This is a genomic window from Arthrobacter sp. NPDC057009, from assembly GCF_042673905.1.
Classification (GTDB): domain Bacteria; phylum Actinomycetota; class Actinomycetes; order Actinomycetales; family Micrococcaceae; genus Arthrobacter.
In genome coordinates, this window is sequence record NZ_JBHUSB010000015.1 from 42,882 (window position 1) to 56,303 (window position 13,422).

At 61.9% G+C, this 13,422-nt stretch carries 10 protein-coding genes and 1 tRNA gene; 7 read left to right on the plus strand and 4 right to left on the minus strand.

All coding sequences use genetic code 11. From position 1 onward, the window contains the following. Positions 1 to 85 precede the first annotated feature (85 nt). Complete coding sequence (gene pyk, locus ACFTR6_RS15665; protein ID WP_076797909.1) at positions 86 to 1,603, plus strand: pyruvate kinase; 1,518 nt, start codon at positions 86 to 88, stop codon at positions 1,601 to 1,603. 124 nt (positions 1,604 to 1,727) lie between these two features. On the opposite strand, the gene ACFTR6_RS15670 is transcribed toward pyk, so the two are convergent. Then, complete coding sequence (locus ACFTR6_RS15670; RefSeq protein ID WP_003800911.1) at positions 1,728 to 2,333, minus strand: ANTAR domain-containing response regulator; 606 nt, start codon at positions 2,331 to 2,333, stop codon at positions 1,728 to 1,730. Positions 2,334 to 2,538: 205 nt separating this feature from the next. On the opposite strand from ACFTR6_RS15670, the gene ACFTR6_RS15675 reads away from it, so the two are divergent. Together ACFTR6_RS15675 and ACFTR6_RS15680 are read left to right on the plus strand one after the other, a co-directional pair. Next, positions 2,539 to 2,620: transfer RNA gene (locus tag ACFTR6_RS15675), tRNA-Leu, on the plus strand. Between the two features lie 832 nt (positions 2,621 to 3,452). After that, a complete protein-coding gene (locus ACFTR6_RS15680; protein ID WP_377958550.1) occupies positions 3,453 to 3,881 on the plus strand; it encodes a nucleotidyl transferase AbiEii/AbiGii toxin family protein in 429 nt (142 codons plus the stop codon). A gap of 718 nt (positions 3,882 to 4,599) precedes the next feature. On the opposite strand, the gene ACFTR6_RS15685 is transcribed toward ACFTR6_RS15680, so the two are convergent. Continuing rightward, positions 4,600 to 6,423, minus strand: coding sequence for an OmpA family protein (locus tag ACFTR6_RS15685; protein ID WP_377958552.1), 1,824 nt, complete (start codon positions 6,421 to 6,423; stop codon positions 4,600 to 4,602). Positions 6,424 to 6,585: 162 nt separating this feature from the next. Between ACFTR6_RS15685 and ACFTR6_RS15690 the strand changes: the two genes are divergently transcribed. Further along, entirely contained in the window at positions 6,586 to 6,807 is a 222-nt protein-coding gene (locus ACFTR6_RS15690; protein WP_377958553.1) for a hypothetical protein, read from the plus strand. An 85-nt stretch (positions 6,808 to 6,892) separates the two neighbouring features. On the opposite strand, the gene ACFTR6_RS15695 is transcribed toward ACFTR6_RS15690, so the two are convergent. Continuing rightward, complete coding sequence (locus ACFTR6_RS15695; RefSeq protein ID WP_377958554.1) at positions 6,893 to 7,048, minus strand: hypothetical protein; 156 nt, start codon at positions 7,046 to 7,048, stop codon at positions 6,893 to 6,895. Between ACFTR6_RS15695 and ACFTR6_RS15700 the strand changes: the two genes are divergently transcribed. Together ACFTR6_RS15700 and ACFTR6_RS15705 are read left to right on the plus strand one after the other, a co-directional pair. Beyond that, complete coding sequence (locus tag ACFTR6_RS15700; RefSeq protein ID WP_377958606.1) at positions 6,983 to 7,396, plus strand: hypothetical protein; 414 nt, start codon at positions 6,983 to 6,985, stop codon at positions 7,394 to 7,396. The genes ACFTR6_RS15695 and ACFTR6_RS15700 overlap by 66 nt on opposite strands. 1,198 nt (positions 7,397 to 8,594) lie before the next feature. After that, positions 8,595 to 9,374: a hypothetical protein gene (locus ACFTR6_RS15705; RefSeq protein ID WP_377958555.1), complete on the plus strand. Its 780-nt coding sequence runs from the start codon at positions 8,595 to 8,597 to the stop codon at positions 9,372 to 9,374. 1,504 nt (positions 9,375 to 10,878) lie between these two features. Here the strand turns inward: ACFTR6_RS15705 and ACFTR6_RS15710 are convergent. Beyond that, on the minus strand, positions 10,879 to 11,607 hold the full coding sequence (locus tag ACFTR6_RS15710) for a transposase (RefSeq protein WP_377958556.1): 729 nt from the start codon (positions 11,605 to 11,607) through the stop codon (positions 10,879 to 10,881). 1,083 nt (positions 11,608 to 12,690) lie between these two features. Here ACFTR6_RS15710 and ACFTR6_RS15715 point away from each other — a divergent pair. Further along, on the plus strand, positions 12,691 to 13,422 hold a 732-nt coding region (locus ACFTR6_RS15715; RefSeq protein WP_377958607.1), incomplete at its 3' end, for a M23 family metallopeptidase.

The window sequence follows — 13,422 nt, forward strand, 5'->3', positions numbered from 1 at the left end:
GCGCGCCTTCCTTCGTGGCGGCCGACCCGGGGAATTCATCTCCGTGACAACTTAACCAATGCAAAGTGACCAATAGGGTAGGTATATGAGACGCGCAAAGATTGTGGCCACCTTCGGACCGGCCATTGCCAGCTACGAAAACACCCTCGCGGTGCTGGAAGCCGGCGTTGATGTAGCCCGCATGAACATGAGCCACGGTGACTACTCCGTGCACGACAACACCTACGAGAACGTCCGCAAGGCGGCGGCCGACCTGGGCAAGGCTGTGGCGATCATGGCCGACCTGCAGGGCCCGAAGATCCGCCTGGGCCGCTTCGTTGACGGTCCGCACCTGCTGGCCGTGGGGGATATCTTCACGATCACCACGGAGGACGTGCCGGGCACCAAGGAGATCTGCTCCACCACCCTGAAGAGCCTCACCGAGGACGTCAAGCCGGGCGATGCCCTGCTGATCGACGACGGCAAGGTGGCGCTGCGCGCCGTTGAGGTTGACGACGTCAAGGTCGTTGCCAAGGTGACGGTGGGCGGCTACGTGTCCAACAACAAGGGCATCAACCTGCCCGGTGTTGCCGTGAACGTCCCCGCGCTGAGCGAAAAGGACGAGGACGACCTGCGCTGGGCCATCCGCCGCGGCGTGGACCTGGTTGCCCTGTCCTTCGTGCGTGACGCCGCCGACATCAAGCGCGTCCACGAGATCATGGATGAAGAAGGCCGCCGCGTTCCGGTGATCGCCAAGATCGAAAAGCCGCAGGCCGTGGACCAGCTCCACGAAATCATCGACGCGTTCGACGCGATCATGGTGGCCCGTGGCGACCTGGGCGTGGAGCTTCCGCTGGAGGAAGTGCCGATCGTGCAGAAGCGTGCCATTGAACTGGCGCGCCGCTGGGCCAAGCCGGTCATCGTGGCCACGCAGGTGCTCGAGTCCATGATCGACAACCCCCGCCCGACCCGCGCCGAGGCCTCCGACTGCGCCAACGCCGTGCTCGACGGCGCCGACGCAGTCATGCTCTCCGGTGAGACGAGCGTGGGCAAGTACCCGATCGAGACGGTCAAGACCATGGCCCGGATCATCGAGTCCACCGAAGAGCACGGCCTCGAGCGCGTCCCCCCGCTGGGGACCAAGCCCAAGACCCGCGGTGGCGCGATCACCCGTGCCGCCGTGGAAATCGCCGACCAGCTGGACGCCAAGTACATCTGTACGTTCACGCAGTCCGGTGATTCGGCGCGCCGCCTGTCCCGCCTCCGCCCGATCAAGCCGGTCTTCGCCTTCACCCCGGTGGAGCACGTGTGGAACCAGCTGGCGCTGACCTGGGGCATCCAGCCGCAGCTGGTTGCCATGGTGGGCCACACGGATGAGATGACGGCACAGGTGGACCGCAGCCTGCTGGACATGGAACTGGTGGAAGACGGCGACCTCGTGGTCATCGCTGCCGGTTCCCCTCCGGGCAAGGCGGGTTCGACCAACTCGCTCAAGGTCCACAAGGTGGGCGACCTCGCCGACACGTCCCGCACGGGCGATGTGACCGAGAAGAAGGAAAAGCTCGGCCCGTGGCCGGAAAAGAAGAAGAAGAACAAGGACAAGGCGGCAGCTCCCGCTGAGTAGCCTGACCTGTCAGGGAGGATCCCCGGCGCCAGTTGACTGGTGGCGGGGATCCTTTCTTTTTCTCCCGCTTAACGCGGAAGGACCCCGGCGCTGCCGGGGTCCTTCTTTCTTGCTGCCTTTGGCGTTAGTTGACCTGGTTGATGATGGTCTCGGCCACTTCGCGCATGCTGAGGCGGCGGTCCATCGAGGTCTTCTGAATCCAGCGGAAGGCTTCCGGCTCCGTCAGGCCCATCTTGGTGGTCAGCAGGCTCTTCGCGCGTTCGACGAGCTTTCGGGTGGCGAACTGCTCCTGCAGGTCGGTGACCTCGGACTCGAGGGCCTTGATCTCCTCGTGGCGTGACAGTGCGATCTCCAGGGCGGGGATCAGGTCAGCGGGCGTGAAGGGCTTCACCACGTAGGCCATGGCGCCGGCGTCGCGGGCGCGCTCCACGAGTTCCTTCTGGCTGAAGGCGGTTAGGAGGACGACGGGGGCGATGCGGGCCTTGACGATCTTCTCTGCGGCGGAGATGCCGTCCATGACAGGCATCTTGACGTCCATGAGGACCAGGTCCGGCTTGAGCTCCTCGGCCAGCTGCACGGCCTTCTCGCCGTTGTCGGCCTCGCCGATGACGTCGTAGCCTTCACCGCGCAGGATTTCGATGATGTCGAGGCGGATAAGGGTTTCGTCTTCGGCTACGACGACGCGGCGCGCCGGCTGGGACGTTTTGTTTGACTCCGTCGGTTCTGACACGGGATCTCCTTGAAAAGGTACGGCGGGACTATGACTATCTTAGTTGGGCCCCGCGCTTGTACTTGGATCGGCATGGCTTGTTGCGACGGCGGTGGCGCGATTCTGGTTTTAGCCTATCTGCCTGTAGAGTAAATCCGCGCACTGGTAGTGGCTGCGTTGCTCACACTTCGCTGTGAGCCTACGATTGTTACTCCGTGTACTCCGCGCCCGAGTGGCGGAATTGGCAGACGCGCCGCACTCAAAATGCGGTATCGAAAGGTGTGTGGGTTCGAGTCCCACCTCGGGCACGTGTTTCCCCTGTTCAGGGGCTTTTTAGCCTCTGAGTGTGCACATATTGTGTTGTGAAGGGCCCCTTCGGGGGCCTTTTTCATTGCTGGCCGCTGGTGGTGCCGGTTGCCTCCTTGCCTACCTCGATCGACCGTACGTACTTCGTTACCTGTTCATGGACGTCCGTGGCCTCGGCAACATGACCCGAAGAATATCCAGTGCGAGCTTCTTGAATGCGTTGTTGGCGGTTCACCTGGTTCCTCCTGTTCGGCCTTGAGCGGCTGTTCTGCTTGTTCATGGTGTGTCCGGTGCCGGCCAACATGACTTGGGCTCAATCCGAAGGGCTCATTGCTGCCTAATGCCGGCAGGCGGTCTGACGTCGAGGCTGTGCCAAACAGCAGCCAACGCCGTCGTTCATATGGCCCATGACGTTCATAGCGCGTCTCACCTGGATTGAGGGTTCTTCTGTCGATACCTGCTCGTGCTTATCAGCGACGTCGGCTACATGACGATGGGCTGTCGATTTCGCCGCCATGTCCTGAATTCAGGCGTATCTTGTCCCCAAGGACCTTGAAGATCTGAAGGGGCCGGTGGCCGGCGTTGTTAAGTTGCCGATCAATCTGGATTGGGGCCGGACCGGCGCTGCGACGTGGCGGATGATGCAGCATGCGCCGTGCTCTACCAGTTGACGCTGCAGAACTGGGGGTCGATCGAAGAAATGGGCGACATTCTCAACGCGGGTCGGCTGGTGGGACTGTGGCCCTCGATGCGGCTGCCCGATCGGTGCCGCCAACTGTGGGAGACGTCTTTCCCTCAGCTTCCCAAAGACCGTGAAAGCAAGGAACACACTTCATGGACGACGCTCAACGCGTAGCAACCGAAATAGCGCTGTCCGTTCTCGCTGAGGACGGCTTCATCCTTGCCGGGGGACAGGCACTGGAGGAACACGGCGTGATCGCCCGGATGTCGGAGGACGTCGATCTTTTCGCTCTGCACCGAAGGCACACCCTGGAAACTTTCGCGGCCTGCGTGAAGAAGATGACAGCAGCCCTTGAATCGGCCGGGTACACGGTCGAGGTCACGCGCCAGTATCAGGAGTTCGCCAGCCTGACCGTGGCCAAGGGAGGCAAAACAGTCGTTATGGACCTTGGGCTGGACTGGTGGGAGAACCAGCCGGCAGTCGTGGACGTGGGTCCGGTCATGTCGCTGAAGGATTCCGTTGCCTCCAAATTGCTGGCGGTCTATTCCCGTGGTTACGCCCGGGACTACCTTGATGCCTAGTCGATCATCAACAGCGGCCGGTTCAGTCGGTTGCAGCTGATTGAATTGTGCCGGCGGCGGGACCCGCATCTTGACCTCGAGCTGTTCGCCACCTCGATGACGGTTCACAGGGCATTGCCAACCACTGCATTCACCACATACGGGCTCCCCGCCGAAGAACTCTCCCGCCTGGACACCACCCTCACGGGGTTCGCCAAGACAATCCGCCGGTGCAAATCCGTCGCCGTCCAAACAATCGAACCGGTAGACTTCACCGGCCCGGTAGCACCTCAAGCCCTGACATTGCATAACGGGTCCCAGACGGGGCACGCTCAGGTTTCCCGGGGACGGACCTCCGACCGGCTGAGGCGCTCAGCGACCAAATTGCCGGCGCGCGAGTACACGACTCAGCGACAGTCGGAGACAGATTCACGCCTGCCTATCTGCCCGAGGTCGCCGTCATCTCAGAAAACAAGGACACAGTTTTGGTCGACTCGTGGCCTGTCACGCCTCGTAGAGCGTGGGTTAGATATAAAGTGTGGTGGGCTGGCGCTGGCGTAGGACTGGAAACCTCGGGTTCAAAGAGGTTCCCCGCACTACTGACCCACCCAGTCCTGTGATTCGCAGCGATAAATGGGGGGTTTATTCAGCAATAAGTGTCATCCCCGACCGCCCGTGTTAGCCGACCGGGTAACGGGCCAGGAGGCGTGCTGGTTTCTTCCTTAGCAGAGCACCAAGGCTAAGTCCCAGCGGCGCGTCCCATCATCCTGCCGAGAAAGCCCACCGGGTCGGCGGAGATCTCGGCTACGATGCGGTGTGCGATCGGTCTAGGACTGATCGTGAAGTCACCGATCGGCGTCGAGATAACCTGGTCGTCCAACGCCTTATTGGCAAGGGCGCCCGCCGCATACTCGTTTACATAGTGAGACACCCACTTGTTCATTTCAGCTTGAAAGGAAGGTGAGAGGTCAGCCCAGTGCCAGTTGGGCAAGTCCTCGTTCTCACCTTCGGCTGATCGCGGAAAGTGGCTTTCCGCTTGATACGGCGGACCGATCTCGTTGACAGCGCGGCGTCGAGCATGCTCGATTCCGACGTCCTCCGGGGTCTTGTCCGCCTGCTGAGCCCCAGAGGCGTAGGCGAAGGACACGCGGCGGTTCAAGTGGTAGTTCGCTCGATCATGCGAGACGGGAAGTCGTTCGCCCATGCTCTCAATACGGATGCGGTCGGCTTCGAGTCCCTGTGAGGTCAGCTGCAGCCGTACCCGCTCGGCCCGACGGAGACCAAGATTTTCGTTGTACGGTGCCTCTCCCACTTGGTCGGTGTGACCGACAAGGCTGACTTCTGTCGAGGGGTGGTACTGGAGGTATTGCGCAACCATTCCCACGGTTGCCGAGGCTTCCGGCGACAACGCGTCCTGGTCGAACCCGAAATAGACACAGGCCGGCACAAAGGCCGGATCAACGAGGTTGAACAGCGACTGGCCTTCGTCCAGACCTATCGACCGGGCTTGGTCGAGATCAGCAACCGCCGTCCGGACCGCCTCCTCGACGTACGCACGGTGCTGGGGGTTCTTGTCGAGATCAGAGTCGCCGTAGGCGACCCACGGATCAGCATCCATGTTGCTGACCACTCTCAGGCCGTTCCTATTCTCGGCGTCGTGCATGGCTCCGCAGATGATCCCCGCAAGTGCTTGGCCGAACTTGATCACGACGGGGCCGCGTCCGCCGGCCCTTTCAAGACCCTGGGCGATCCGACTGTTGACCTTTGCCCGGATCCTGCGTCTGAACTCGGCTCGAAGGCCCAACCCCGGCAGCACCCCCCCGACATAGGCCAATTCGTCGAGCGAGGTCTGGTCATCGATCTGGTCGTAGATCTCGTCGACCAGTCGTTCCCGCAGATTGTCGAGCAAACTATCAAACACCATGGGAGCGAACTCGTTGACGTAATATGCCTCGATCTCCTGCCGTGGAACGCGAATGTGACCGCTAGAGAATGCATCGGTGAGGAAGTGGTCGCCAAAGGCTTCTGTCAGGTATGCCCGGTCCATCAGGGCGTCGTCGCGAGTGATTCCGGACTGGAGCGCGAGGTCGACAGCCGCGGCGTGCTTCTCCAACCACGTAGCAACAGCAGTACCGCCGCCGGCGAAGTGAGGCGTGTTGCTCATCGCGAGTGCGATGTACTGAGAACCTGCCTCGGCTCTCTGGTCTGCTGTCGGTGCAGGCAACAGTGGCCCTGCCGTCCCGGCTATGGAGGCTCGTTCCAGATGAGCGCGGATCATGGCGCGACCTTCATCGGTCTGCGTTGCGCTCATGAGCTCTTCAAGTGTTCCAAACTCATCGCCGGCCAGGGCGACGATCTGGCCATAGGTCAAGGACACACCGCCACCCACCGGTACCTGACGATCTATCACATCGCCGAGTCGGACGTGCTCGGAGCTACTCCAGCGTTGGATCGTCGGAGTTCGAGGAGGCGACAAAACAGCGGCAATCGCACGGTTACCCGCCGTTCCCCTGAGCGACCCAATCAGCGCGAGTTTCTGAGCGGCGGCGAGGTCGTCCCTCATGCTCCCCAGGGTCCCGGGTGGTTTGAAGAGCGGGTGGCGGGAATCGTGCACGCGGGGCATCGATGACGATCGCCCGCTGCCAGCATCACTTGGGCGAGTTCGCTCATGCATAGCAGCCGCCTCACCCGGACTGTGACTCGAAAGTGTGTCCGGCCCCATCATGTGTCTGACCTCGTCCTCATCCTCAGCGCGAAGGCGCAGGCCTGCGGACGCACCCGGTTGCCTGTTCGGGCACCCCTGCCGCCCAAGACGCCCGCCACCGTGCACATTCACAGCGGCGTCGGCAAGACCCTCTCCGCACGCGCCTACGCCGGCGCGACCGAGTGGGAACAATGGCAACGAACCGGAGAAACCAACACCGAGCCATCCCTGCCCGCGGCTTGAGGCCAGAACAGCATTCAGGACCCCCGCCGTGACCATCAGCCCCCGGGAGATCGATCGCGAACTACCCCGGACCTGCTAGAAGATCTCATATGCCGTCGAGTACGCGCGGGAAGGCTACATCGACGTTTTCGAGCACCGCGACTCCCGGGCATCGGGCCTGACCGAACTCCTCATCATCGACGAGGCCGACCGGCTCAAACCGCCAGCTCTCGAGCAGGTCAGGGACTACTACGATCGGCATACCATGGGCGTCACACTTATCGGCATGCCCGGCATTGAAAAACGCCTCGCCCGCTACCCCCAGCTCTACAGCCGCATCGGCTTCGCCCACCTCTACCGGACCCTCAGTACCGACGAACTCACCTTCGTCCTGACAAACCGCTGGCGGGAACTCGGCCTGAGCATCGACTCCCACGACTTTACCGACGCCGAAGCGATCGCCGCCGTCGTCCGCACCACCATGGGTAACTTCCGGCTCATCCAACGCCTCTTCACCCAGATCACGCGCATCCGAGACATCAACCAGCTCAACAGCATCACCAAAGAAGTCGTCGAAGCAGCCGGCGAAACCCTGCTCATCGGCACCTGATCACGCCAAATACCGCCGTCAGATATGCGCCAAGCACCGCAGAGAATTACAGCTAGGGACGACAGGGCGGTCTTACTCGTCATGTAATCCACGCCTGCTCCCGGGGCGTACCGCCAAGCTGCGTGTGAAGAGACTACGACGATGTTTCCCTGACCCTCTTGCCTCATGCCAGGAAGCACAAAGATCGATGGCTCGGGCTACGCCGGTGAGTTTCGTATCGCCGCCTGGCGATCATTCATGAAAGAGAAGGCTCATGGCCATCCTACGTAGCACATCATCCGCCGGGCATGCAGGCTGCCTCCGCCGTCGTGGGAGGCGTGCTGTTCCTCTCCGGCGGCCTAATCCCTGCCGGCGCAGCCGTACCTGCTGGCTCGGCACGCACGGTCAGCTCCAGCAAGTCCACCGCACCTGGGCGGCGGCAGACCTTCCCGTGACGGCATTCACCACCGACCTGGTCTGCCCCGTCACCGACGAACTGTCCGGCGCCGGTATGAGCCCAAATCCGGGCTTGGCCGCGAGGTTCCGCGCCCGAATACTCGCCAGGGTGGACTGCCAGGCGACTGGACGCCGGCTGCGAGCGTGCCAAGTGGCAGGAGAAGTTTTACGTTGCCGCGTGCGCTTTCGTGTGCCTGGGGTTTCTGGCTCAGAAGTATAGACAGCGAAGAGCATGCTATCGGCCTTGGTGTCGTGGGCAACGTGATCAGCGACTGCGTGGGCGCACGTGAGGTCGCCTCCGCGTCCGGGAACGTCCCCCTGAGCGTTTGCGCCGACGCGGACTTTGCCTCTTAGGGCGAACGGGCGGGCCCCAAAGGCCGTGGTCCGGATTCTGGGCTCTGAGTACACTTTAGCCATGGGTTCTGAACACGGATCGGACTCAACAAGACTCCACAGGCAGGCCCAAACCCGGCTCTTCGTGGGGGCAGATTCCCTTGTAGGAGAAACCGACGCTGATAAGCGACTTGGGGCACTTTCAAGGGCGGGAAGGACACAGCTTTCTTCTGTCGACCAGCAGCTGTTTCTGTCCGTCCAGCGTTCTGCGGGCAATCGCGCTGCCGGCCAACTCCGTAACCCTCAAGCATTAGCGGAGCCAACCGGTCAGGGGCGTTGCAACGGTGGCCCAGCCGGAACCGGGGACGGGCTCCTCGTTCTGCGCGACAATGCACCGGTAACGTGGGCCGAACCAGAAGCGAAATCGCCGGTGGAAACCGGCGGCGAGACTATTGGCGATGTAAGCGTGTACGCCGGAAAAACAGCAACAGCAGAGGACGCCCTTCGCGAGGTCTACAAGAAAAGCGCACGTCAAATCAGTGACCGGGCACGGGCGCTAGTCGCTGAGGGCATGCAGCTTGAAGAAGCGGCCAAGTGGGCACACCAGGCGCGTAACACCCTTAAGACGACCATCCGGGCTCAGGGCAGTCCAATCGTCAAGGGCTTGGCGGAGGCCCGAAACATCAGGAAGTATGGGGACAAGGTGGGGCCCACATTCGACGAGTTGATCCGGGAGGGCAAGACCCCCGAAGACATCATCGGCAGCACCGGGCGCGCCAATGTGAAAATCAGCAAGATCGCTGGCCGACTCAGATTTGCAGGCCGACTGCTCCTAATCATCGATATTGCCATTGTTACATGGGAGGTTGTTGAGGCCGAAGAAAACAAGCGCCTTCGCGCGGTGGCCGGCGGGGCAGGGGGAATTGCCGGGGCTCTAGCCGGGGGCTGGGCGGGTGCTAAGGCAGGGGCATGGGTCGGCGGCGGCATCGGAACCTTATTCTCACCGGCGGGTACGGCCGTAGGGGCGGCAATCGGGGGCGCGGTAGGAGGTGTCGGAGGGGCGATCATCGGCGGCTACTACGGACGCAAGGCGGCCGAAGCCGCCTACGATTACGTCCAGGAGCTATTCACCCCAGGGCTTGACGCGGCTTTCGCCGAGGTCGATGCGGCAGAGGACGCCTACATCCGGCAAGCGCTTCCACTCGGATGAACAGTATTGAGGAAAGGATCCGTCCCCGGCTACGCCTTTTCTGGGTATCTTGGGTACCGGGAAGCCTGATGCTGAATGCGGCGAACAACGAGGGTGCCCGCTGGTCCCAGTTGCTTCCGGTCCCGATTGCGGCCGAATGGCGCTATCAGATCAGGCTGGCTGCGCTTGACGATTCGACCGTCCAGATTTTGGCGGGGACCGGTAGCGGGAGCCGCATCTGGTCCTGGTTTGGGTCTAACATTCAGGAGCGTTCGATTCCTGACGTGATCGCCATATGTCCCCCGTCACGGATCCGGATCGGGTGCGACGGACGCATTGCGGCCCTTCCGTCAGCCGGGAAACGGGTGCGGGTGGCATCCGCCGCCGGCGAACTAGCGGTCGTACCCCCGCTACCCGCGGGAATGACCGTGGCTGACCTTGCTTGGGATCGACGAGATCGGCTTTGGGCCTGCGGGAGCGTACCAAATCCTCACGCCGGCTCGATCGCCACATTGCATGCGTTCGCTGTGTTGTCGGAAGAAAGCAGAAGCTGGGAAATACAGAGTCCGCCGGGCGGATCCCTTCTTACTTTTTGGGTTCGGGCGATTCGGGGAGCCGGTCAGGCATACACTCGAATACGCCTGTTCGATGGATATGTCCTGCTCAACTCCGACGTGGATGACGAACGGCGATCCTCTTATGTAGACCTTCGCGGTCCCCTCGGACACTGGACACAGTTCACGGTCCGGGACGACGCGGTCCGAGGGTCCCTCCCGTTGGCCGGTGCGGGCATGGCAGTCGTGTCCCATTACGGCAGGTTCTGGTCTGCCGACGGACGGACCCCACGACTTCGCGGCAGGCTGCTGCCCGTTCTACTGATGAGAGCGAGGGAGATTGGTGCAGAACACGAGGGGGTCCGGGGAGAAATACTTGTTGCCCTAACCGACAGTAATCGCGGACTCCTCCTCGTGCAGTGGCGCCAACGCGGCACTATTCGGCCAGTCTTGGTCCGTCAAGAACTGATCGTCGTGGATCCCACGTTCGGTACGACGGTCCATGAACTGGATATGCCAGAGGCGGTCGCCGCCTGCTGGGTTACGTCAGCAGAGTAAGCATTCGAAGCGGCAATGGCTTTTTTGGCGACTACAAACGTTGGCGCGGTCAGTTGCCAACCTCCGAGGCAGGGGCAGCTGTGTTTGGCCCCGCCGAAGACACGGGAGGTTGGTGACAGCGGGCGGAACGAGGGTGTGCAGCAGCCAGGAGTTACAGGCCCAAAGAGCTATGGCGCAGCTCTGGAAGTGAATCAAAACGGTCAAAATGTGCTCCTATTGTCGTCAAGGGGCTCGGCGCCCCCGATCGTCGTGGAGGTTACCGGGGGCTGCATGCTCTGGCGTCAAGGGTCATCGATCGCTGCGCGACGGCCTGGCCGCCGCCCTTGACCCCAGGGCATCCCCGGTCATGACGGCAGGGGTGGCGGGGGCGCCGATTCCGTCTCCCCGTTCCCGGATGCTGGGCAGTGTGCCGGTCAGATCCGCAAGGGAGAGGGCGTTTCGGCGGTTTCTGCCGATGGAGCGGTGAGCCACTGCTCGTAGCGTTGGTAGAACTCGTCGTTGCGGGTTAGCCCGCGTTCGAGCCGGGACAGTGATGTGGGCCAGACGTGGAGGCTGTCCGCGGCGGCTTGGAGGGCGATGTTCTTGCTCTTTCGCAGTATGCGGAGGGCTCCGGCGTCTGGTGCCGGTTGTGGATGGATGATCTGGTCGTAGATTTCGCGCGCGATATAGCGTTTGAGGCAGCGGATGATTTCGGTGGTGCTTTTGCCTTCGGCCCGGCGTCTGGCGACGTAGTTCCTGGTGCGCGCGTCGGTTTTCATCCGAACCAAGGCGACGTGGTGGATGGCTTTGTTGGCCTGCCTGTCACCACCGCGGTTGAGCCGGTGCCGTGTCGTTTTCCCCGACGATGCCGGTATCGGCGCGACGCCGACGAGCGCGGCGAATTTGGCTTCCGTGGTGACCCGTTCGGGGTTATCACCGACGGTAACCAGCAGTTGGCTGGCGACGTCGGTTCCCACGCCTATGAGGTCGCGCAGCATCGGGGCGTGGACGGTGATGATCGCGTCGAGTTCGGCGTCGATGACGGCCAGTTCCTGGTGCAGGGCGCGGTAGCGGATGGCGAGGCGTTTGAGCACGGCCGCGGTGGCGTTAACGGGCTCGGCCATGTCCCCGGTGGGCCGTGTTTTCTCCAGCGCGGCCATCATCGCGGCGCGGGTCAGGTGCCGGTTTCGTCGATGATCGCGACGTGGTGGGTGTCGGCGTGTGTGTCGATCCCGGCGATGACTTTCACATGTGGGTTTGTCATGATGAAACTGGCCCTGCCTTCCGTTGCGTGCGGTGGGACAAAAATGGGCACGCCGGCCGGGTGGGCAGACAAGACAGTAATGGGACTCTTCGAGCAGGCTTCTATGAGGTCATGTCCACCTGGCCGCCGCGTTTACTGCAGCCTGCGCCGCGGCGGACAGATCATTATCAAGACAAACCCTTCGCAAGGCGTCAGTCACACCCAGAGTCACACCGCAACACAAGCCAATTCCATCATTACTGTGCACACCCTGGGCTTCGGATTCGGATGTACTGGTGCTGGACTGGGCCGAATTGCATAGCACAGCGGAGTTGGGAGCAATTATTTCCTCACCTTACACAAGGATGGGCACTATGGATGGGAGCACCGGCGAACCGGTCCATTCGACGCCGGAGTAGTCCAAGTCGATGGAGCCGTCCTGACGTTCACGTCGGTGGATGGGAAGAGGCTGAGCCTGCCCTTTTCCCTTTCGGAATCTCCCGAAGTTTATGGGTATACGTTCTTGACACTGCACCTGGGGGATCAGTCCTACGTACGGTAGTCACCATATCCGAGCCCAAAGTGCCCTCAAATTTGCCCCTTTGCCCCACTCCTTCAATAGGCCTTGCCTTGAAAATGGAAGACGCTGCCGCTAATAAGGTCCGGTGAGAAGGCTGTGGTCAAACGTCAAGAGCGGGATTCCTGCGACCGGCTGCGGGTTCGTATTTTGAGGACATTGTTGATTACTGTACTGGTCCTAATGACGGTCGTGATTTTCAATTTCCCGGCACGGGGGCTGCAGTTTCCTGCCAACGCCTCGGCAGCTGCAGCCGTCCCTCTGCCGCCCCTAACCTTCACAAGCATGCCTGCAGAACGAAGAGGAATTGCGCCGACTCCGGCCCTCCCACCAGAGGCACCTCGTCCTGTGCAGGCGGACCCTTACGGCCTGATCTCTTTTCAACGGGTCGAAGTCGAAACCATTGCCGCCGACGGCACGCGTAAAATGACTGTTGCCTCCCGTGGGCTAGCGCGTCCCTCGTCAGGAACGTTGCTTTCGCCTTTGGAGGTCTTGAACCCGTCCTCACAGTTTGGACTCCGGATAGATCCATTCACTGGCGCTCCCGGCGAGTTTCATTGGGGGCAGGACTTCGCGTCAGGGTGCGGGACTCGTGTTTACTCCGCTGATGCAGGAGTGGCTCGAGCAGTTGGGTGGCATCCCTGGGGCGGTGGCAATCGCGTCGAAGTCGACCATGGCAATGGGATCATCACAACCTACAACCACTTGGAATCAAGCGCCCTCCGCCAGGGCGAGTCTGTCAAGGTAGGCGAGGTAATTGCGCGAGTCGGCACTACGGGGTCCTCAACGGGATGCCACTTGCATTTCGAAACAATCGTTAAGGGGATACACGTCAACCCCCTCAACTGGAAGCTCCTGCAAGTTGTCCAGTTGGATCGGCTCGATGAGCTTCCGAGATTGACATTCGAACCGGGCAGCGGCACGCGAGCTGACCGTGCTCCAATCTGGGCAGTTCCTGTGGAAGGCGATAAAGGCACTGTTACCGGCGGCCAACACGAAGCGCCTGTAGAGAATACGCCGTCGAAAGCGCCGTCGCCGCCTCCGTCGTCGTCGGTTCCGGTGTCGCCGCCTCCGTCGTCGTCGGTTCCGGTGTCGCCGCCTCCGTCGTCGTCGGTTCCGGTGTCGCCGCCTCCGTCGTCGTCGGTTCCGGTGTCGCCG

What these genes read in the sequence shown, in the direction of transcription:
- pyk (WP_076797909.1), top strand. Translation starts at nt 86, where the DNA reads ATGAGACGCGCAAAGATTGTGGCCACCTTCGGACCGGCCATTGCCAGC.
- ACFTR6_RS15680 (WP_377958550.1), top strand. Translation starts at nt 3,453, where the DNA reads ATGGACGACGCTCAACGCGTAGCAACCGAAATAGCGCTGTCCGTTCTC.
- ACFTR6_RS15685 (WP_377958552.1), bottom strand. Translation starts at nt 6,423, where the DNA reads ATGAGGGACGACCTCGCCGCCGCTCAGAAACTCGCGCTGATTGGGTCG.
- ACFTR6_RS15695 (WP_377958554.1), bottom strand. Translation starts at nt 7,048, where the DNA reads ATGCCGATCGTAGTAGTCCCTGACCTGCTCGAGAGCTGGCGGTTTGAG.
- ACFTR6_RS15710 (WP_377958556.1), bottom strand. Translation starts at nt 11,607, where the DNA reads ATGATGGCCGCGCTGGAGAAAACACGGCCCACCGGGGACATGGCCGAG.